17 protein-coding genes are annotated in these 17,980 nt (G+C 68.1%); 16 read left to right on the top strand and 1 reads right to left on the bottom strand.

Annotated elements, in window-relative coordinates:
• The first annotated feature begins 176 nt into the window (after positions 1-176).
• Positions 177-2,864, top strand: a complete 2,688-nt coding sequence (locus ACZ7KI_RS40220; RefSeq protein ID WP_470278252.1) for an MFS transporter — start codon at positions 177-179, stop codon at positions 2,862-2,864.
• Between the two features lie 2 nt (positions 2,865-2,866).
• On the opposite strand, the gene ACZ7KI_RS40215 is transcribed toward ACZ7KI_RS40220, so the two are convergent.
• Complete coding sequence (locus ACZ7KI_RS40215) at positions 2,867-3,310, bottom strand: winged helix-turn-helix transcriptional regulator (RefSeq protein WP_470278251.1); 444 nt, start codon at positions 3,308-3,310, stop codon at positions 2,867-2,869.
• A gap of 344 nt (positions 3,311-3,654) precedes the next feature.
• Between ACZ7KI_RS40215 and ACZ7KI_RS40210 the strand changes: the two genes are divergently transcribed.
• The 15 genes from ACZ7KI_RS40210 (at position 3,655) to ACZ7KI_RS40140 (ending at position 17,128) form a co-directional block, all read left to right on the top strand.
• On the top strand, positions 3,655-4,338 hold the full coding sequence (locus tag ACZ7KI_RS40210) for an A24 family peptidase (protein ID WP_470278250.1): 684 nt from the start codon (positions 3,655-3,657) through the stop codon (positions 4,336-4,338).
• Between the two features lie 69 nt (positions 4,339-4,407).
• Positions 4,408-4,959 (top strand): hypothetical protein, encoded by a 552-nt coding sequence (locus ACZ7KI_RS40205; protein WP_470278249.1) that lies wholly within the window; start codon positions 4,408-4,410, stop codon positions 4,957-4,959.
• Between the two features lie 770 nt (positions 4,960-5,729).
• Positions 5,730-5,915 carry a hypothetical protein gene (locus tag ACZ7KI_RS40200; protein WP_470278248.1) on the top strand — a complete coding sequence of 62 codons (186 nt, stop codon included), beginning with the start codon at positions 5,730-5,732 and terminating at the stop codon, positions 5,913-5,915.
• A gap of 82 nt (positions 5,916-5,997) precedes the next feature.
• Positions 5,998-6,696: an SAF domain-containing protein gene (locus ACZ7KI_RS40195; protein WP_470278247.1), complete on the top strand. Its 699-nt coding sequence runs from the start codon at positions 5,998-6,000 to the stop codon at positions 6,694-6,696.
• Between the two features lie 40 nt (positions 6,697-6,736).
• Entirely contained in the window at positions 6,737-7,564 is an 828-nt protein-coding gene (locus ACZ7KI_RS40190) for a hypothetical protein (protein WP_470278246.1), read from the top strand.
• A complete protein-coding gene (locus ACZ7KI_RS40185) occupies positions 7,561-9,090 on the top strand; it encodes a CpaF family protein (protein ID WP_470278245.1) in 1,530 nt (509 codons plus the stop codon). Before ACZ7KI_RS40190 ends, ACZ7KI_RS40185 begins: the two co-directional genes overlap by 4 nt.
• On the top strand, positions 9,087-10,010 hold the full coding sequence (locus ACZ7KI_RS40180; protein ID WP_470278244.1) for a type II secretion system F family protein: 924 nt from the start codon (positions 9,087-9,089) through the stop codon (positions 10,008-10,010). The genes ACZ7KI_RS40185 and ACZ7KI_RS40180 overlap by 4 nt, the downstream gene beginning before the upstream one ends.
• On the top strand, positions 10,007-10,912 hold the full coding sequence (locus ACZ7KI_RS40175) for a type II secretion system F family protein (RefSeq protein ID WP_470278243.1): 906 nt from the start codon (positions 10,007-10,009) through the stop codon (positions 10,910-10,912). The genes ACZ7KI_RS40180 and ACZ7KI_RS40175 overlap by 4 nt, the downstream gene beginning before the upstream one ends.
• A gap of 87 nt (positions 10,913-10,999) precedes the next feature.
• Positions 11,000-12,016 carry a hypothetical protein gene (locus tag ACZ7KI_RS40170; protein WP_470278242.1) on the top strand — a complete coding sequence of 339 codons (1,017 nt, stop codon included), beginning with the start codon at positions 11,000-11,002 and terminating at the stop codon, positions 12,014-12,016.
• Positions 11,989-12,243 (top strand): hypothetical protein, encoded by a 255-nt coding sequence (locus tag ACZ7KI_RS40165; RefSeq protein WP_470278241.1) that lies wholly within the window; start codon positions 11,989-11,991, stop codon positions 12,241-12,243. The genes ACZ7KI_RS40170 and ACZ7KI_RS40165 overlap by 28 nt, the downstream gene beginning before the upstream one ends.
• Positions 12,244-12,287: 44 nt before the next feature.
• Positions 12,288-12,710, top strand: coding sequence for a hypothetical protein (locus tag ACZ7KI_RS40160; protein ID WP_470278240.1), 423 nt, complete (start codon positions 12,288-12,290; stop codon positions 12,708-12,710).
• Between the two features lie 38 nt (positions 12,711-12,748).
• Positions 12,749-13,180, top strand: coding sequence for a TadE/TadG family type IV pilus assembly protein (locus ACZ7KI_RS40155; protein WP_470278275.1), 432 nt, complete (start codon positions 12,749-12,751; stop codon positions 13,178-13,180).
• Positions 13,181-13,212: 32 nt separating this feature from the next.
• Positions 13,213-13,626, top strand: coding sequence for a TadE family protein (locus ACZ7KI_RS40150; RefSeq protein ID WP_470278239.1), 414 nt, complete (start codon positions 13,213-13,215; stop codon positions 13,624-13,626).
• The gene (locus tag ACZ7KI_RS40145; RefSeq protein WP_470278238.1) at positions 13,623-14,036 is read left to right on the top strand and encodes a hypothetical protein; all 414 of its coding nucleotides are present in this window, start codon (positions 13,623-13,625) and stop codon (positions 14,034-14,036) included. Before ACZ7KI_RS40150 ends, ACZ7KI_RS40145 begins: the two co-directional genes overlap by 4 nt.
• Positions 14,033-17,128, top strand: a complete 3,096-nt coding sequence (locus ACZ7KI_RS40140; protein ID WP_470278237.1) for a LysM peptidoglycan-binding domain-containing protein — start codon at positions 14,033-14,035, stop codon at positions 17,126-17,128. The genes ACZ7KI_RS40145 and ACZ7KI_RS40140 overlap by 4 nt, the downstream gene beginning before the upstream one ends.
• Positions 17,129-17,980 lie beyond the last annotated feature (852 nt).

Raw genomic sequence — 17,980 nt, 5'->3', positions numbered from 1 at the left:
CTCAATTACGCGGTCAGCCGCAACGACCTGTAACTTTGGGTAACCGGGCTGCTACTTCCGAGTGAACATCGATCGCGAAGGGCGACCTCCTCTCGCTTCGCACCTACCGTAGCTGTCGGGATACTCGCTGTGGTAGCGGTACGGGGACCGCTGCTGTGAGGGTTGCGGGGGAGGGAATGGCTGAGCAGGGCAGAGCTGGCTTTTCAGTGCCACTGCGCGTGCGCGAGTTTCGCTCGCTGTGGGTTGCCGAGTTGATCTCGATCGCCGGCGACCAGGTCGCTCGCGTGGCGCTCTCGCTGGTGGTGTTTGCTCAGACCTCTTCGGCGGTTCTGACCGCGTTGACCTATGGCTTGACTTTTGTGCCTTCCGTGTTGGGCGGGTTTCTCCTATCCGGCCTGGCGGATCGTTTTCCGCGGCGGACAGTCATCGTAATTGCGGATATCGTGCGCGCGGTTCTGGCTGCACTCATGGCGATTCCGTCTATGTCGTTACCCGCGTTGTGGGTGTGCGTCGGTTTGCTGAGCGTCGCGGCCGGCCCTTTCAAAGCGGCTCACATGTCGTTGCTCCCGCAGATCCTCGAACGCGATGACGAGTACGCGGCAGGCGTGGCTCTTCGGCAGTTCACGACTCAGTCCGCTCAGCTCGTTGGTTTCGCTGGCGGCGGCTTGCTGCTCGTCGTCGTTGAGCCCCACGTTGGCATGCTGGTGAACGCGGCCACCTTCGTGGGCAGCGCGGTTCTTGTTCTTGCCGGAGTCCGTGCACGGCCTGCCGCTCGAGGCCAATCGGCTGTCGAAAGCGGTGTGGATGAGCTTGGCCACCGCGGGAAGCTTGTCGTCCTGTTCGGGCTGGTGTGCCTTCTTGGCCTTTACATCGTGCCGGAGGGGCTTGCCGTGCCGTACGCCGGTGAGCTGGGGGTAGCCGCTTGGGGCGTCGGACTGCTCTTGGCGGCCGATCCCGCCGGAAGCGCGATCGGAGCCTGGCTCACGACTCGCGTACGAATCCCGACCTCGCCGTTCGCCGCCACCCTTCTCGCGGCTGCGGCCGGACTCGTGCTCGTGCTCTGCGGCCTTGGTCCAGGGCTCCCGGTATCGGTAGCGCTTTGGGCTCTCTCGGGTGCGCTCACGACCGCCTACCTCATCCAGACGCAGACAATGGTCGTCGGTGTTGTCCCGGACCGGTATCTCGGCCGGGTGATGGGCCGAATGGCGACCTGCATGTACTGCTCACAGGGCATCGCCGTGGTCCTCGGCGGACTCGCTGCCGAGTCGATCGGCTCGTTCCGCGCAGTGGCAGGTGCCGGACTGATCGCTGCCGTGCTGGCGGTCGCGCTCCTCGCTATATGGAGCTGGACCGGCTCCCGGCGAAGGCGCGGGAACCGGTCCGATCTCGTTGCGGATTCACCTCACCATTCCTTCCCGGCCACGACGAGCACCTCCTCCCAGGAAACGGACTGCGCGGACGGATCGCCGGCGGAGGCGGGAGCAACGCCAACCGCGGCTGGACCGTCCAGGGACGCAAGCGCAGCCAGTATGAAGGGAGAGGATCACGAGACGGGTGGCCGGGCACGCAACGTATTCAGGCGCAACCGAAGAGCGACGAAATCGAACCTCTTCGCCTTACGGCCTCGTGTGGTCGCCTTTGTACTTTGCGTTGTAGCGGCCACAGCAGGACTGACAGGCGTTGTGGCTGTGAACAGTTCCGTCACCATGACGGGCTGGATCGAGTTCGGCGTGCTGCTCGGCTCAGGGCTGCTTGTCGCAGAAGCGACGCGATATATCGAACGCATTCGCCGGCAGCTTTCGGATACGCCGCACGTCAACATGAGCTCGGTATCGATCCTGGCCGTTACGATGTTGGTCGGCCCGGGCCTCGGCGCGGTCACAGCTGTACTCCTGTACCTCCATTTGTGGTGGAGAACATGGCGCTGGACTTCCGGAGTCCCGATCTATCGGGCGGTGTTCAACGCCAGCGTGATGATCTTGTCGGTCTATGCGGCAGCGCTAGTCGTTCACGTGATTCCGCATGGCCAGGTCCTCGACATCGTCCGACCTGAGGATCTTGTCGGGCCGCTGCTGGTCATCGCGACATTCTGGGCAATGAACTCTGTGCTCGTCGGCGCGGTGATCGCGCTCGAGACCGGCGAACGATCAGCTGCGCGGTTGCTGGGCAGTTGGAGTGACAATGCTTTGGAGATTGTCACTTTGTGCATCGGCGTCCTGACCGCTGCGCTGATGATCTGGCGGCCATGGATGATCGCGTTCGTGCTGCCCACCGTCTACGTACTGCACCGCAGCGTCCTCGTCAAGCATCTCGAGCAAGCGGCGACCACGGATCGGAAGACCGGCCTGCTCAACGCGACCAGTTGGCGGAGTCTCTCCGAACGTGCGTTCGGCAAGGCCACGCGATACCAAACGTCGGTAGCGGTACTGATGGTCGACCTCGACAACTTCAAGCGCATCAACGATGCCCATGGCCACCTCGCCGGTGACCGGGTGCTCCAAGCCGTTGCTGACACCCTCCGCCGCCAGGTTCGCACCTACGACTTGACCGGACGTTTCGGCGGCGAAGAGTTCGTCATCCTCCTGCAGGACGCGGCGGTCGACGAAGCCGTCAGTGTCGCCGAACGGATCTGTGCGGCCGTTCGAGCGCTCGGCTTCGGCGAGGAGAGTGAGCAGCTAGCCGATCTTCGAGTCAGCGTGTCGATCGGTGTCGCACAGTATCCCGGAGTTGGACAGGACCTCGAAGAACTACTTCTCGCCGCGGACAATGCGATGTTCGCCGCCAAGCAGTCAGGACGTGACCGCGTATGTGTGGTCAAGGGGTCGTCAACATCGCCGCGGACTCCGCAGGTCGACCCCCACTGAACTCAGTCGATCCGGACCGCGTCGTGATCGTCCTGATCCTCGTACTCCTGAGCCCACGCGACCAGGGGACGGACTGCCCGCAAGAGGGCTCTCCCTTTGGGCGTCAGCTCGTAAACGGAGGCGCCGGAGCGCTGAGGATCCGAGCGCTTGTCGATCAAGCCGTGTCCCTGTGCTCGCTTCAACGTGTCGGTGAAGACTCGGTCCGACAGCGGGGAGCGTCCGCCACCTCCTGGACGATGCTCGGCTGTGTTGACCGCCGTCAACAGTTCCTTGTACGGCAATTCCCCGAGCGCGAGCGAGGCGAGGACGGAAATCGTCCACTGCCCGCGGAGAATCGAGACGGCATCATTCACCCTTTGCTGATACGAGATGTTCTCCCCACCCATACCGTCAGCTAACACGACTCGGCGGCTCGGCATGCGGGAAACCTCGGCTCGGTCGGTCACCTGCCCCAAACGGGTGAAAGGTGGCCTACTGAGCCCAAACTCACCTGGGTGCTTACCTTGCACTCAGTCGGCCCCGCGGGTGTACGTGTTGATCTCAGCCAGGAAATGGACTGCCTGGTGACGCAAGAGGAGCGCGGTCGGCCAACTGGGTGTGGCAAGCACCGGGAGCAACGCATTTTCGGGCTCGCTCATTCAGTTGGCCGCTGTTCATCAGCTTCGACCCACAGGGTCGTCCTCGCTCCGGTTGGACTCGGGGCAGGTGCCGTGAACGCCGGCGTGAGCGGTGAGAGAGGCGAGAGCGATGGTGCCCGACAACGCGTGGGACGACGCGGTGCTGGAACGAAGTGATTACCGACTTCGCTTTCCTGCTCGGCTGGGAGGTTTCGGTGGTTTCGATCATGGTGGTCGCGGTCGGCGCGGGAAGTCTTGTCGCGGGCCCTGCATTGCTCGCGGCAGCGAAGCGCACGACGGGCACGGCGCTTGTGACTGGGCTGTGGACACATGTCGCGGTCGCGGCCACGATGTCGGCCGCGACGGTGGCTGCGAGCTGGATCAGCTGGCTTCGGCTGGGCGCGACGCCGAGCTGGCTGGTGTGGTGCTGGGCCTGTGCGCTGGGAGTTGGTCTCGCGCTCACGGATCTCCGATGCCGACGGCTTCCGTTTCCGATGGTGACGACGCTGGCGGGCGGTTGCGCCGTTCTTTTCTTCGGCATCGCGCTGATGGACGGAGCCTGGCCGAGGTTCGGGTTCGCCTGCGCGTCCGCCGGGGTCACGTTCGGGCTCGCATCTCTGGTCCAGCTCTGCGCGCCGGACCATACCGGAGGCGGCGACACGGCGCTGTACGGCGCGCTCGCGTTGTTCCTCGGGTGGTTCGGTTGGGACGGCTTACTGCGGGGCCTGCTATTCGCCAGCGGACTTACCGCGGTGGTCGCCCTCGTGGGCGCGGTGTCGTCCAGGAGCATGAATTCCACGTTCGCTGCCGGTCCGTCGCTGCTCGGCGGAGCGTTGGTGAGCGTCGTCGTGGCATAGATAGGTCGGTGACCGCGCCTGGACGGCGTGGTCGCGCAAGGGGCCGTGGTCAGCATTGGGGAGGAAATCGTGAACAAAGTCAGTACTCGTCGGGCACTGCCGACTCTCCTGGTCGGATCGGCAGTGGTGCTGCTGGTGGGCTGCAGTGGCGGCACCGGCCAGGTTTCGCCGTCGTCCCCGAATCTGTCCGCGCCACCGCAGGCGGCGAGTTCTTCGGGGCAGGATGAGCGGGCAGCGATCGAATCGGCTTACTCCGCGTTTTGGTCGCAGACGCTCCGGACGGACGACGAGCCGGAGGACACGTGGCGGGCCGCTATGGCGGCGGTCGCGGTGGATCCCCAGCTCACCACGACCCTGAACGCGATGCGCACTCAGAAGCAAGCAGGGATCAAGGTCTATGGCGACGTTACCGCCCGGATTCAGTCGGTTCAGATCGACGGTGCCTCCGCGACAGTGACCGATTGCCAGGACGCATCGCGCACAGGCCAAGCCGATGCCGTGACCGGCGATCCGAAAACTGTGGGGGTGCCGAGGAACCCGGTAAGCGCCAACCTTAAGCGAGACAGCACGGACGGCCGGTGGCGTGTCGCCAAGGTCGCGTTCTCCGGCGGGACATGCTGATGATCCGGCCTTACAAGATGCGGGCGGCCTCGATGGGTGTCGCCTGCCTGATCGGAGGAACTGCTGTCCTTGTGCCGACCTGGGCACAAGCCGCGGTGCCACCGACGGCCGATGACGGTCAGGTCATCGTGGTGCCGGGGGACTCGTCGGGACTTGTCGCTCCACCGCAGGTCGACATGGAGGCGCTGCGACAGCGGGGGCAGGCTCCTGTCCGGCCAGGCGGACCGGGAAGGAAGCCATTAGGTCAGGACCGGCGGGCAGCAGCGGGCAACGGAGCACCGGAGCCGTCGGACGGGCTTCCTGCGGGCTGTTCGCTCGGTGGTTTCGGTGTTGGTGGCTCACCTGGCGTAGGGCGAGCAGGTGGCAGTGCGTTCGGGATTCGCTGTCTTCCTTCGCTGCCTGTCGACGAACTTGCGGCTTCAGGCGGGCCGCCGGCTCCGCCGCTGCCGACTCCGGCCGAGCTTGCTGCGCGCGCGTTCGAGCAGCTGCGGTTGCCGTTGCCGGTTCCTCGGCATTCGCCGGACGTGCGGCTGCCTGATGGCAGGGACTCCACGATCGTCGGGGAGAACACGTGGATTTGGACTGACCGAAGCGTGTGGAAACCGGCGGTCGAGCGGGTGCAGGCCGGTCCGGTATGGGCCGAGGTGACCGCGACACCGACGAGGATGACGTTTAACTCGGGGTCGGGCGGGTCGATGACCTGTTCAGGGCCGGGAACACCGTATGACCGTTCCCATGGGCTGCACGCCGCCAGCCCTGATTGCGGCTTCGTGTACACCCGCAGTTCGGTCGGGCAGTCGAACGATCAGACCACCGCGGAGTGGGCGATCCAGTGGTCGGTGAGCTGGATCGGCTCGGACGGCACCGGCTCCGTCGGCGGCGATTTCCCGCTGATGCAGTCCCGGGCGAGAGCAACGTTCGCCGTCGCCGAAGTGCAGGCCCTGCGCGCGAACTAGCACCACACTCTGCCAAAGAGTGCAGTTAACACATTCTTAGGCGTACCGAAGCCGTAATTCGGAATTGTGGAGGAATGCCGCTATGGGTACCGCTTTGTCTTTTTCACGCCCACCGAAAGCACACGGCAGCGACGTGGGCTTCGCCGAACAGCCCGAGGACAGCGAGGCGCCGCGGGTGCCACGGCGGCGGCGCTGGTGGCTGCTGGGGGTTGCGGTGGTGCTGGCCGCGGTCGTCGCGCTCGGCAACTACGCGCTGATCACGGGGCAGGACGACCGGGTCGATGTCCTCGCGCTCACCCGCGAGGTCGGCTGGGGGCAGACGATCGGGGAGAGCGATCTCGGTGTGGTCAAGGCGGTCCCGGATCAGCCTCTGGCCTTTATCCCGGTCAGCGAGAGGGACAGGGTCGTGGGGCAGGTCGCGCGGTCGATCCTTCCCGCGGGGACGGTGCTGGCGCCCGGCCAGCTCTCCGTGCAGCCGATTCCGGGGCCAGGGGAGCGGCTGGTGGGGCTGCCCGTTCGGCCGGGTCACCTGCCTGCCCGCGGCTTGTCGGCTGGGGATCTGGTGCAGGTCACCCCGGTCGCTGCCGGGAATGGGCCCGACGTCGGGCAGGCCCCAGTGAACATGTCGAGTCCGTTTCGTGCGCGGGTGCTCGGGGTCGGCCCGCCGGATTCCACCGGCGCGGTGACGGTCGATGTCGTCGTCGGCGCTGACGCCGCGGCCGCCGCGACCAGCGCATCAGCTGGGCAGGTCGTCCTAGTCCAGCTCGGACCGGGCGCGTGAAAGAGACCAGCTGTCGAAGGGAGTGGTGAGGGAAATGGCGATGATCACGATCGTGTCGGGCAAGGGATCGCCCGGCGGGACCACGACGCTGGCCGCGCTGGCGGCGGCCTGGCCAGCGCCGGTGCTGCTGGCCGACTGCGACCCCGCCGGGGGCGACTTGGCGCCGGGCTGGCTGGGGCATTGGGTCGTGAACGGATTCCTTCGGACCGATCTCGGCCTGTTGTCGCATGCCATCGCGACCCGGCACGCGACCGCAGGAGACCCGGCGACGCTAAATGCGCATGTGCAGGCGGTGCCTCCGGCACGGCACGTCGGCCTGCTGTCCGGGCTGAGCACACCGGGCCAGCACACCGCGATCGGCACGGCCGGATGGACCCGCCTGACCGTGGCATTGGCCGCGTTCAAAACCACGGCCGGACATCCGGCCGACGCGCTGGTCGACCTTGGCCGTTTCAGCTCGGCGACGCCGTGGCCGGTGCTTCTCGCGGCGGACCTCGTGCTGGTGGCGGTGCGCCCGACGCAGCGGCATGTGCTGGCCGCGCGCCCCGTCCTGGCCGAGCTCGCCGAGCGGATTCTGCCTCAGCGGCTCGCGCTGGCCGTCTGCGCGACTACGCCTGCGGGCACCCGCGAAGTCCGTGTGGCGCTGGGGAGGGAGGCCGCGGTGGAGGTCCCGATGGCCGCGCGGACGGCGGCGGTGTTCTCCGACGGCATCGACGGAGGAGCCCTTCCTCACCGGTCGCCGCTGCTGCGCAGTGCACGCCGCGTCGCGCGTCGCCTGCACGGCACTTATCACGCCTACGCGCCGAGCGAACCGCGCATTCCGGCTGTGTCGACTTCGGCCCACTTGCTTTCCGGAGGTGCGCGATGACGTTGCCGCGTAGCGGGTTTCGTCCCTCAGGTGATTCGGCGTTCCCGCAGCACCCGCCGGTGTCGCCGATCCCGCGCAGTAGCCCGGCAGGATCGGCGACAGCGATCCCGCGCATACCGGTCCAACCGCAGAACACTGTGGAGGCCGGGCATGTCGATTCCGCGGTAGTCCGGGAGATCCGGGAAGTGGTCGCTGCCCGGTTGGAACGCGTGGCGGCGGGCGAGTCCCGTGTGGACACACCGCTCACGGGCGAGGAGCAGCAGGCGCGGATGCGTGCCTACGTGGCCGACGGGGTCGCCGGCTGGGTGCAACGCCGTGCAACCGCCGGACACGCACCCTTACCGGCTACCGAAGAACGCCGACTGGCCCGCGCGGTCGTCGCCGCGTTGTCCGGGCTGGGTGCCTTGGAGGAGCTGTTGGAGCGTGACGATGTCGAGAACATTCACGTGCACGGCTGTGACCGGATCCTGCTGGAGCTGGCGGACGGCACGGTCGAGCAGTGGCCGCACCCGATAGCCGACACCGACGCCGAGCTGGTGGAGATGTTGGCGGCGATGTTCGCCCGGCAAGGCCAGACCTCCCGGGAGTTCAACGCTGGTCGCCCGCTGGGAAACCTGCGGATCCGCGCGGGCGGTCCGCTGGGGGCGCGGGTGGCTGCGGTGATGGAGGTCTCCGACCGGCCGCGAGTGGCGATCCGCCGCCACCGCCTGGTTGACGTCGGCCTGAACGATCTCGTCGCCAACGGCACGCTCGATCCGCTGATCGCGGCCTTCCTGCGCTCAGCGGTGCGCGCGGGCTGCAACATGATCGTGTCCGGCGGCCCGGCTGCGGGGAAAACGACGCTGCTGCGCGCGCTGTGCACGGAGATCCCGGACTACGAGCACGTCGTCACGGTCGAGGAGGAGTACGAACTCGGGCTGCACATCGGTGCCCGGCCCTTGGTCACACCCTTGGAGGCTCGTCCGGCGAACTCGGAGGGGATCGGGGAGATCTCCTTGGACGACCTGCTGAAGCAGACGCTGCGGCACTCACCGAGCCGGGTGATCGTCGGGGAAGTCCGGGCCGGGGAAGTCACCGCGATGCTGCGCGCTCTCGGAAACGGCGCCACAGGCGGCATGTGCACCCTGCACGCCACAAGCGCGTCGAGCGTGTTCGACCGGATCGGCGCGCTCGGGCAGTTCGCCGATCCACCGCTGGCGATCGACGCGGCCCACCAGTGGACCGCCTCGGCGATCGACCTCGTCGTGCACGTCGCCCGCGCCGACCACACCACACCCGGCGGGCGGCGCCGGGAGCGGTTCGTCACCGAGATCATCGAGGTCGGCCCGGTCGGGGATTCCGGCCGCCCGGACACCACCAGGATCTTCGCCCCGCGGCCAGCCGACGGCCGCGCCGTCCCGGCCTACGCCCCGACCCGCGACCTTCTGGAGCGCCTGGCCCGGCACGGGTTCGACCGCGCCCTGCTCGACAGCGCCGCTGCCGACACCTGGCCTACCAACGGTTTGCCGGGCGGAGGCAGGCGATGACGGGCGTATGGGCGGGCGTGCTCGGTGTCGCCGCGGTGGCGGCGATCGCCTGCGCCGTCGCCGCCTCCCACCCACCCGCCGCGCGGTCGACGACACCGGGTAAGGCGCGCAACGCGAGCTGGAGGACGTTCACGACGCGGATACCGAGGCGGCGGGTCGTCGTCGCGGCCACCGCGGGCGGGGTCGTGTGGTGGGGCACAGGCTGGCCCGTCGCCACCATCGTGACCATCGCAGCGGTACTGACCGTGCCGACTCTGGCCCGCGGACACGACGCCCGCCGCGTGATCGCGAGGTTGGACGCCCTCGCTAGCTGGGTCCGACGTCTCGCCGATGTCCTGGCCTCCGGTGCCGGCGGACTGGAGCAAGCGATCACCACCTCCGCCCGCACCGCCCCCGAAGCACTGGCCACCGAGATCGAAACCCTCGCGGCCCGGCTGCGGACCCGTGGCCTGGAAGCCGCGCTCCGCGCCTTCGCCGCGGACGTGGGCGACGAAGCCGCCGACGAAGTCGTGCTCGCGCTGATCCTGCGCGCCCGCGCGGGCGGACGCGGACTGGTCGACATTCTCGACAGCAAGGCCACCGCCCTGGAACGCGAGGTCGTCGCCCGCCGCGACATCGAAGCCGACCGCGCGAAACCCCGCACCGATGTCCGCGCCATCCTCGGCATCACCGCGGTTCTGCTGACCGGCCTGGTGGTCTTCGCGCACGAGTTTCTGTCGCCGTTCAACGACCTGCTCGGCCAGCTCGTGATGGCCGGAATTGGCGGCCTGCTGGGCGCGGCCGGGTGGTGGATGCACCTGCTGACCAGAACCCGCCGCCCCGCCCGCCTGCTCGGCGCCACCTCGAGGATCCCGCCCGGGACACCGAAACCGCGGCGCACCCCGACCGTCGCCCGCGTCGAGGTCGAGGTGCCGCGATGAACTCCGGGATCACCGCGGTCGTGCTCGGTGCGCTGGGCGGGCTGGCGCTGGTCTGTGTGCTCCTGGCGCTGCTGCGCCCGGCACCGGTCAACGTGGCCGCCGCGGTCGCCGAGCTGGACGACCGCGCCGCCCGCCGTGCTGACGGGGCACCGCCACGCAGCCGCTGGTCGAATCGGATCGAACGCCTCGCCGGTTACTCTCGTCGGTCGTCGAACCGCTGGTGGGGCATTCCCGCTACCGATCTTGACGTCCTCGAACAGACCGCCGACCGCTACCTTGCCCGCCGCCTGGCCTGGGCAGTGGGCGCCGCCGGAACCGTGCTCGCGGTCGCCGGACTGGGCTGGTTCGGCGGAATCGGTCTGTCCGCCACGGCGGTGGTCCTGGCCGTGATCGCCGGCGCGGCGGCCGGATCGGCGGTGCCGGTCCTGGCCGTGCAGGAGGACGCCGCCCGGGCGCGAGAGGAATTCCGCCGCGCCACCGCCGCCTACCTCGACCTCGTCGCACAAGAGCGCGCCACCGGCCGGGCACCCAGCCAGGCGCTGAGCGAGGCCGCCGCCGTCGGGGACTCGTGGGTGTTCGCTCGGATCAGCCGCACCCTCGGCCGCGCGACACGAGCCGGTCATACCCCGTGGGAAGCCTTGTCCCGGCTGGGGAAACGTATGGGAGTCGTCGAACTCGGTGACCTGGCCGACATCCTCGCCACCGCGGCCGACGGCGCCGCCATCTACACCACCCTGATCGCCAAATCGAGCGCGCTGCGCGCCGCCGCGCTGGCCGCCGACAAAACCGACGCCAACGCCCGCTCCCAACGCCTCGCGCTCCCCGTAGCCCTGCTGCTGGTCGCGTTCCTGCTCCTGGTCATGTACCCCGCCATGATCAGGCTCGTCACAGGCGGTGGCTAGCCGGAACACGCGACGACACCCCGTCGTCGCCACCTCCACTTTCCCTTTCCAAAGAACGAAATCGACCCCGGCTGAAGGAGAAGACCGATGCGCAACCAGGAATCGCCTGCAACGGTGCCGCCGGTGCTCGACTGCGTGCTCCCCGACGGATATGACACCGTGCTGCTCAATCCTGCGATCACCAGGTGGCAGTGGCGGCGCAGGCAAGCCCTCGGTCTCGTCCGGCCCTTGACCATCCTCAAAGGACTCTTCGCTGCGGGGCTGGCCATACAGATATCTGGTGCCGGTCACGGCTTCGGCGAGAAACTCGGTATCGCCCTCGTGACCCTCATCCTGGTGCTCGGTGTCATGCGTGTCCTCAGCCGCCCAGCCAGAGAGAACCCGTTCGAGCATGAAGGAGTGCCGCGGCTCCGGCTTCGGCGAGCGGAATTCCACCGGCGCCGCGACTTCGATGACCTGGGTGCGGATTGCCGCGAACTGGTAGCCGAGTTGCTGACGGGGGTAGAGGAGCTGCACCGGAGCCCGGCGCTCGCCTGGCTCGATCCCGCACTGCCCGGTGAAATCCACACAGTGGTGTGGCGGGCCATGTGCTGCCTCGACCGCAGTCGCGAAGCCCGTGCTCTCGCCGAGGAAGTCGCCGCCGAGCTCGACAGAGGTGATGACCTGGTCGCTGCGACGCGACGAGCGGTCGACGACGTCGATACCAGCCTGCGGGAGGTCGCCCGGCATGTGAGGGGTTGTGTCGTGCTCTGTCGCGCGTGGGAACAGAAAATCCGGCGGCATGATCTCGCAGCCCGCGTCAGCCACACACTCACCACCGTTCCGGGACAGGACCACCTCGCCAGGTTGTCGCAGGACTCGGACGCACTGCCGCGAAGCGTGTTCGCTCACGTCACCGCAGCACGGGATATCACGCATTCCGGGTCGTTCCCGTGGGAGCTGCCGTCGTCCGAGTGGCCCGGACTTGTTCTTCGTGCGTCCAGTGAATCGTCGACCACGAGCAGGGAGTCAAGAAGACATGCACGTCCGATAAGCCTTATGTGGAAACGGTTTCGTCGTGAAGGAGAACGATACTCATGCTCAACCATCTCAACCGCTACGTGACCACCGTCCGGCGCTGCGGAGCCCGGCTCGGACTGATCCTTACCGCATGGATCCTCAGCTTCGCCTTCACAGCCGAGAGCCAGTGGGAACGAGCCCGTGCATCGGGAGACCGCGGATCGGAATCCGTGGAAAAGGCTGTCCTCGTCGCGATCGGCCTTGCCGTGGCGATTGGCCTTGGCTTCGCGATCCGCGCCGCCGTCCAGACCTATCAGGGCCAGATCAAGTGAACCTGTACACGGCCGGAAGCCCTTAACAGCAAAGGAGACCACAGATGCCCACCGCTGATGAGATCGAGCGACGTGTCGAAGTAGCCGACGCTGCACGGAGCGAAAGGAGGGCTGCCGCAGCGCAGCGCGTCGGCGACTTGGCAGACCGTCACGCCGAGCTGGCCGAGGAACTCGGCGACGTTGAACGTGAACTGGGCGATGTACTCGCCGAGTGCGGCGACGTCATCGAGATCGACGAGCTCGCCGCGTTCACCGACGTCCCCGCCGCCGAGCTGACCCGCTGGCGCACCAACGCCAAACCCGGCCGCGGCAAGCGAAAGAAGCCCGCCGGGACGAGCCAGACGAAGACCACCGAAGCCCGCAAGCCGCCCGCGTCTCACACATCTATGCAACCGAAAACCACTGCGTTACAGGATGCTCCGCCTGCGCACGACGGCGTCGTGCCCACATCGGCGGTGGCGTCGTGACCACGTCAGCCTTTCCCCGACGGGCGGACGAGGGACCCGTGTGGTCACGCTGTCGAGAATTCTGCCGAACGCGGAAGTGCGACGACAGCGGAGCGGAGTCCGTCGGCTTGGCCGTGCTATTTCCGTTGGTGTTGCTGCTGATTCTCGCCGTGGTGCAAGGCGGCCTGTGGTGGCATGCGCGCTCCGTTGCCGCTCAGGCGGCACAGGCCGGCGTGGACGCTGGACGTCCGGTCGGTGCCACGCAACCCGCCGCGGCCGCGGCCGCACGATCGTTCGCCGACCGCGCAGGTCGCGGCATTCTCACCGCACCCGAGGTTCATGCCACCATGACGGCCGACACTGTCCAGGTCGTGGTGTCCGGCACGATGGTCCGGCTGCTGCCGATTCCTGGCCTGGAAATCGGGGTCGAAGTGACGGCGCGTGCGGTCAAGGAACGCTTTACTACGACGCTGACCGGGGGCGGCTCGTGACTCGCCAAGCACGCGCGTATCGCATCGGTCGGTTGTGGACCGACACAGGATCTGTCAGCGTCGAAGCCGCGGTGCTCGTGCCCGCTGTGATCGTCGTCGGGCTTCTGATCATCGCCGGCGCCCGGGTCAGCTCCGCGCAGCAGGCCGTCGACAACGCCGCCACCGCGGCCGCACGCGCCGCGTCGATCGCCCGCAGCCCTCACTCGGCCCAGCAGGCCGGAGCGGCGGTGGCCCGTGACCGTCTCGGTCGCGAGGGCATCACCTGCCAGGAAACCAGCGTGTCGGTCGATGCCAGTCAGATCGCTGTCGGCCGTGCGGGACTGGTGAGGGCCAGTGTGACGTGCCGCGTCACGCTCAGCGACCTCGCCCTTCCCTTCCCGGGAGGGACTCGCATGATCACCAGTTCGTTTACCAGCCCTGCAGATCCGTACCGGGGCACTCCATGACCGCCCCGGCGCGGCCCCGCGATGCCGGGTCGGTCAGCGTGATGATCGCGGTCCTGGTGCCCGCGCTGCTGTTCGTGCTCGCCTTGGTCGTCGACGGCTCCGCCCGGCTGCGGACCATCGCCCGCGCCGATGCTCTGGCCGCCGAAGCCGCCCGCGCCGCGAACACCGCCGTGGACACCCGTAGCCCGCAGGTCGGCATCGACACCGCCACGGCCGCCCGCACCGCGTCCGACTACCTCGCCCGAGCCGGGCACCCCGGCCAGGTCACCATCACCGGAACCCGCGCGGTCCGCGCGACGGTCACGGTCACCGAGCCCGCTCCCATCGGCCTGCTCGGCCGTAGCGTCCAGGCCACCGGTACCGCGCTGGCCGAACTCGGCGTCGGTACCCGCGACGGCGGCCTCCCATGACCTCCCCGGCGGCACAGCGACTTCGCGGCACGCTGGCCGCGCTGGCTCTGCTCGCCTTCGTCGCCGGTATCCCGAGCGGCCTGCTGGCCCTCGGCGCCGATCCCGCCCGCCTGATTCCCGACCGCTGGCCAGACCCGGTGCACATCAACCAGTGGCCCGAGCAGATCTGGGCCACGCTGCGCTGGGCGTGGATCACCGGCGACTTGGTGATCTGGCTGATCGTCGCCGTGGCATGGACGGGCTGGCTGGCCCTCACCGTGTCCGTGATCGTCGAAGTGATCCGCCAGACCGGCCGCGCCGCCCGCGGCCCGCTGCGCCGGATCCCGAGTGGCCGGTGGATCGCCGGGCTCGTCGCCGCCGTGATCGTCGCCACCTCCGCTGGCACCGCGGCCGCGTCCGGCCTTCCCACCACGCCCACCGCCGCTACCGCACCACCCTGGCCGCACCTGCACCCTGCCACCGCAACCCGTGATCCCGTAGCGGCCACCGCGACAGCCCAAACGGAAGAAGCGGTTTCGCACACGGTCGTGCACGGCGACACCCTGTGGGACCTCGCCGAACGCTACCTCGGCAACGGCACGCGATACCACGAGATCGTGCGGCTCAACCCTGACCTGCTCGCCGGCAGACCGGACGACCTTGAACCCGAATGGACGCTGCTGCTCCCGCCGGACGCCGTTGGCCTTCCCCGTCCCACGGAATCCACCGCAGCGGCAGGGCGGACCGTCACCGTTCAGCCTGCCGACACGCTATCCAGCATCGCGGAACGCCACCTCGGCGACCCGAACGCCTGGCCCGGGATCTTCGACCTCAACGCCGGCCGCACCCAACCCGACGGCCGCGCGCTACGCCACCCCGACCAGCTCCTGCCCGGCTGGAATCTCGTCCTGCCCGCCCAGGTGGCACCGCCACCCGCGGAGCGACCAAAGCAGCCCGCGAGGCCACCGACCAGCCCGACACCCGCGCCTGCCCCCGATGGCCCGGCTACCTCCGCCGAGCAGCCCGCCCCGCCGTACGGACATCGAGGAGAACAGCCGGACATGCCCGAGGCGCAGCCTGGAACGGGTATCGCACTGCCGACCGGTGCGTTCGTCGGCCTCGGACTGGCTGCCCTGATCACCCTCGCGATGATCACCGTCCGAATCCGGCGCCGCCGCTGGTACCGACCCGGCTCACTCGGCGACGTTGACCCTGCCGGCCTCCCGGTCGTCCGCGCTTTGCGCATCGTCCATGACACCGCCACGCACACGCTCGCTGGCGACGGCAAACCGACCAATGCGCCCGCGCCACCTGGACACGCACGGCCAGCCGACATTCACGCCCGCGACCGAGCCCAGGCCACGGTCCGGGCTGTGCTCCCGGTACCCCAGGACTCATCCCTCGGCGTACGCGACGGGCACGCCATCGCACTCGACCTTGCCAGCACGCGAGGGCTGGGACTCACCGGTCCCGGTGCTCACGCCGCCGCGCGGGCCTTGATCGTGACCCTGCTCGCGCAGTCCGCCAGTGACGGTCTCGACGCCATGATCGTGATGCCCGTCGACGATGCCCGCTCGCTCTTCGGACACGACCTCGCGGATCACGCCCCGGACCGGCTGCGCATCGTCGATGACCTGCCCGCAGCCCTGGGGACGTTGGAGGCCGAGCTGGTCGCCCGCACCGACAGCGGCGACATCGCGAGGAACGACCCACCGGCGAACACGTCGCACACGCGCGGCGACACCGGACCTGCCGTGGTGGTGGCCACGCCCACCCCGGAGACGAACCGGCGCGCGCACGCCGTCCTCGACAACGGCTCGCACCTCGGCCTGGCCGGCGTGTTCCTCGGCCCCTGGCACCCCGGCGGCACCGCTCGCGTGCGCGACGACGGTGTCGTCGAAGCGACAAGTCCCACCCTGAGCGAAGACTTGGCCGACGCCCGACTGTTCACACTGCCGGACGCCGACGCCCGTGACCTACTCGCACTCCTCCACGCGGCCGACCCCGGCAGCGACGACCCGACCCGAGACCGCATCGCCACCAGCAGCAATGTGGAACTGGGCACACAGCTGCAAAGCCGGGCGGAGAGCACAGCGACAAACGCCGAACCACTCGTCTCCGAGTACGAGTTCGCCACAGCATCACCCGACGCCACAGCCGTGATCCCACCGACTGCGGCCGTCCGCGACAACCCCGGCGAACACCCGACGACCGGACCGGCCGAATCAGACGTGAAAGCGCCAAGCTGGCCGGAGGTCGGCAACCACCCGCACCCCTCGGCGGCCCGGCGCGACGACAACCGAACGACCGCGCCGCGCCCGCCCACACATCCATCCTCGGTCCCGCCGCTGCACCTGCAGGTGCTCGGCCGGCTTCACCTGACCAGCGCGAACCCCGACCCCCGCGACCTCATCGACGCTCTCGCTCCGCGGCAACGCGAAATCCTGGTCTACCTGGCGCTGCACCGTGACGGGTGCCGACGCGAAACCCTCAGCGCCGCGCTCTGGCCGGACGCTCCCGGCGAACGCCCCTACAACAGCTTCCACGCCACCCTGTCCCAGCTACGCCGCGGCCTTCGCCAGGCAAGCAACGACAACAACCTCGACATCATCGTCAACCACGACAGCCACTATCGGCTCGACCAGACGATCCTGACCGCCGACCTCTGGCGGCTCCAGGACGCCATCACCAGCTGCCTCCAGGCCTCGGCAACGGACCCCGTCGGCGCGTCGAACCGCGTCACCGAGCTGTACCGCGGAGACCTCGCCGAAGGCATCTCCGCGGACTGGATCGACGGGCCCCGCGAAGCACTCCGGCGCGACGTCCTCGACGCGTTCAGCACCCTGATACGGAAGATCAGAACCGACAACCCCGAACAGGCACTCACCCTCCTGGAACAAGCCCGCCACCTTGACCCCTACAACGAGGCGATCTACCGCGACCTCATGCGCCTACAGGCGCGACTCGGCCAGCACGACAGCATCCCGCGCACCCTGAACTTGCTCGCCACCTCGCTGGTCGACCTCGACCAACTCCCCGCCCGAAGCACCCTCAGCCTCGCAGAGGCTCTACAACAGCCGAGAAATCACACGTCCCACCGGCACGCCAGCTAAGTGAACCTCGCGCCTCGCAAAGGAATAGGTCCCGATTATTATCGCGAGCGACCAGTTTTCCGGAGGTAGCTCGTAGGCTGTCCTTCACAAGCCAATCTAGTTATACTGACCTGGTCCTCGCGAAGGCTTGAACGCCGTGACGTGAACTTGTTGAAGTTCTCCGGGATCAGCGGTGGTAGCCGCGGAGTGGATCCACAGCAGAACTAAAGGTTGACACCCTGCCGTGTGTAAAGCCGGAACGGACTCGGCGGCGAGACCTGTAGGCCTCCCGCCCGTCCACCTTCCTCTCGCCCTTCCTTTCCGTCTTCCTTTCCGGAGTCCTGTTAGAGAGGAAGGGGTGCATCAAAGCCTTGTCGCAGGCCAACGCTGGGCAACCCACTTCCTCCGTGTCCTCCGACTTGGGTGCCGGCAGGCACGTGAACAGTCGGTTTGGGTGGTGTGTTGGCTGTCTGATGTCGGCATTGCCCTCCGTCCGCAAGTTCTGTTCTGCTCTGCTCTGGGTCACCTCCCTTGTTATTCTCCTTCTTCGCCGCTTTGCTTCTATTTTTATGCTTGGCCCTAAGTGGCTACACGGAGCTTTCCATTCAGTTCTTGCGGACAAGATTAGATCCTAACAATATGGATACATGAGTCGTAGGTATTGACAACCATATAAGCGGCGTGACCACAAGTAGCGCGAGTTGAAAACTGCGAGGTATCCCAAAGGAATTCGTGCGGACTCCACGCTGTGCGGGTCGCGGGCGCGGGGGTTGGCTGCCGCTGTGCGGGTCGCGGGCGCGGGGGTTGGCTGCCGCTGTGCGGGTCGCGGGCGCGGGGGTTGGCTGCCGCTGTGCGGGTCGCGGGCGCGGGGGT

The organism is Amycolatopsis sp. NPDC039088 (assembly GCF_055598845.1).
The sequence above is the reverse complement of the archived record's forward strand: the minus strand, read 5'-3'. Positions and strand labels throughout refer to the sequence as shown.

Bases quoted from the DNA above. Each gene is read 5' to 3' on its own strand.
- ACZ7KI_RS40220 (WP_470278252.1), top strand. From the start codon at position 177: ATGGCTGAGCAGGGCAGAGCTGGCTTTTCAGTGCCACTGCGCGTGCGC.
- ACZ7KI_RS40195 (WP_470278247.1), top strand. From the start codon at position 5,998: ATGGGTACCGCTTTGTCTTTTTCACGCCCACCGAAAGCACACGGCAGC.
- ACZ7KI_RS40190 (WP_470278246.1), top strand. From the start codon at position 6,737: ATGATCACGATCGTGTCGGGCAAGGGATCGCCCGGCGGGACCACGACG.
- ACZ7KI_RS40185 (WP_470278245.1), top strand. From the start codon at position 7,561: ATGACGTTGCCGCGTAGCGGGTTTCGTCCCTCAGGTGATTCGGCGTTC.
- ACZ7KI_RS40180 (WP_470278244.1), top strand. From the start codon at position 9,087: ATGACGGGCGTATGGGCGGGCGTGCTCGGTGTCGCCGCGGTGGCGGCG.
- ACZ7KI_RS40175 (WP_470278243.1), top strand. From the start codon at position 10,007: ATGAACTCCGGGATCACCGCGGTCGTGCTCGGTGCGCTGGGCGGGCTG.
- ACZ7KI_RS40170 (WP_470278242.1), top strand. From the start codon at position 11,000: ATGCGCAACCAGGAATCGCCTGCAACGGTGCCGCCGGTGCTCGACTGC.
- ACZ7KI_RS40165 (WP_470278241.1), top strand. From the start codon at position 11,989: ATGCTCAACCATCTCAACCGCTACGTGACCACCGTCCGGCGCTGCGGA.
- ACZ7KI_RS40160 (WP_470278240.1), top strand. From the start codon at position 12,288: ATGCCCACCGCTGATGAGATCGAGCGACGTGTCGAAGTAGCCGACGCT.
- ACZ7KI_RS40145 (WP_470278238.1), top strand. From the start codon at position 13,623: ATGACCGCCCCGGCGCGGCCCCGCGATGCCGGGTCGGTCAGCGTGATG.
- ACZ7KI_RS40140 (WP_470278237.1), top strand. From the start codon at position 14,033: ATGACCTCCCCGGCGGCACAGCGACTTCGCGGCACGCTGGCCGCGCTG.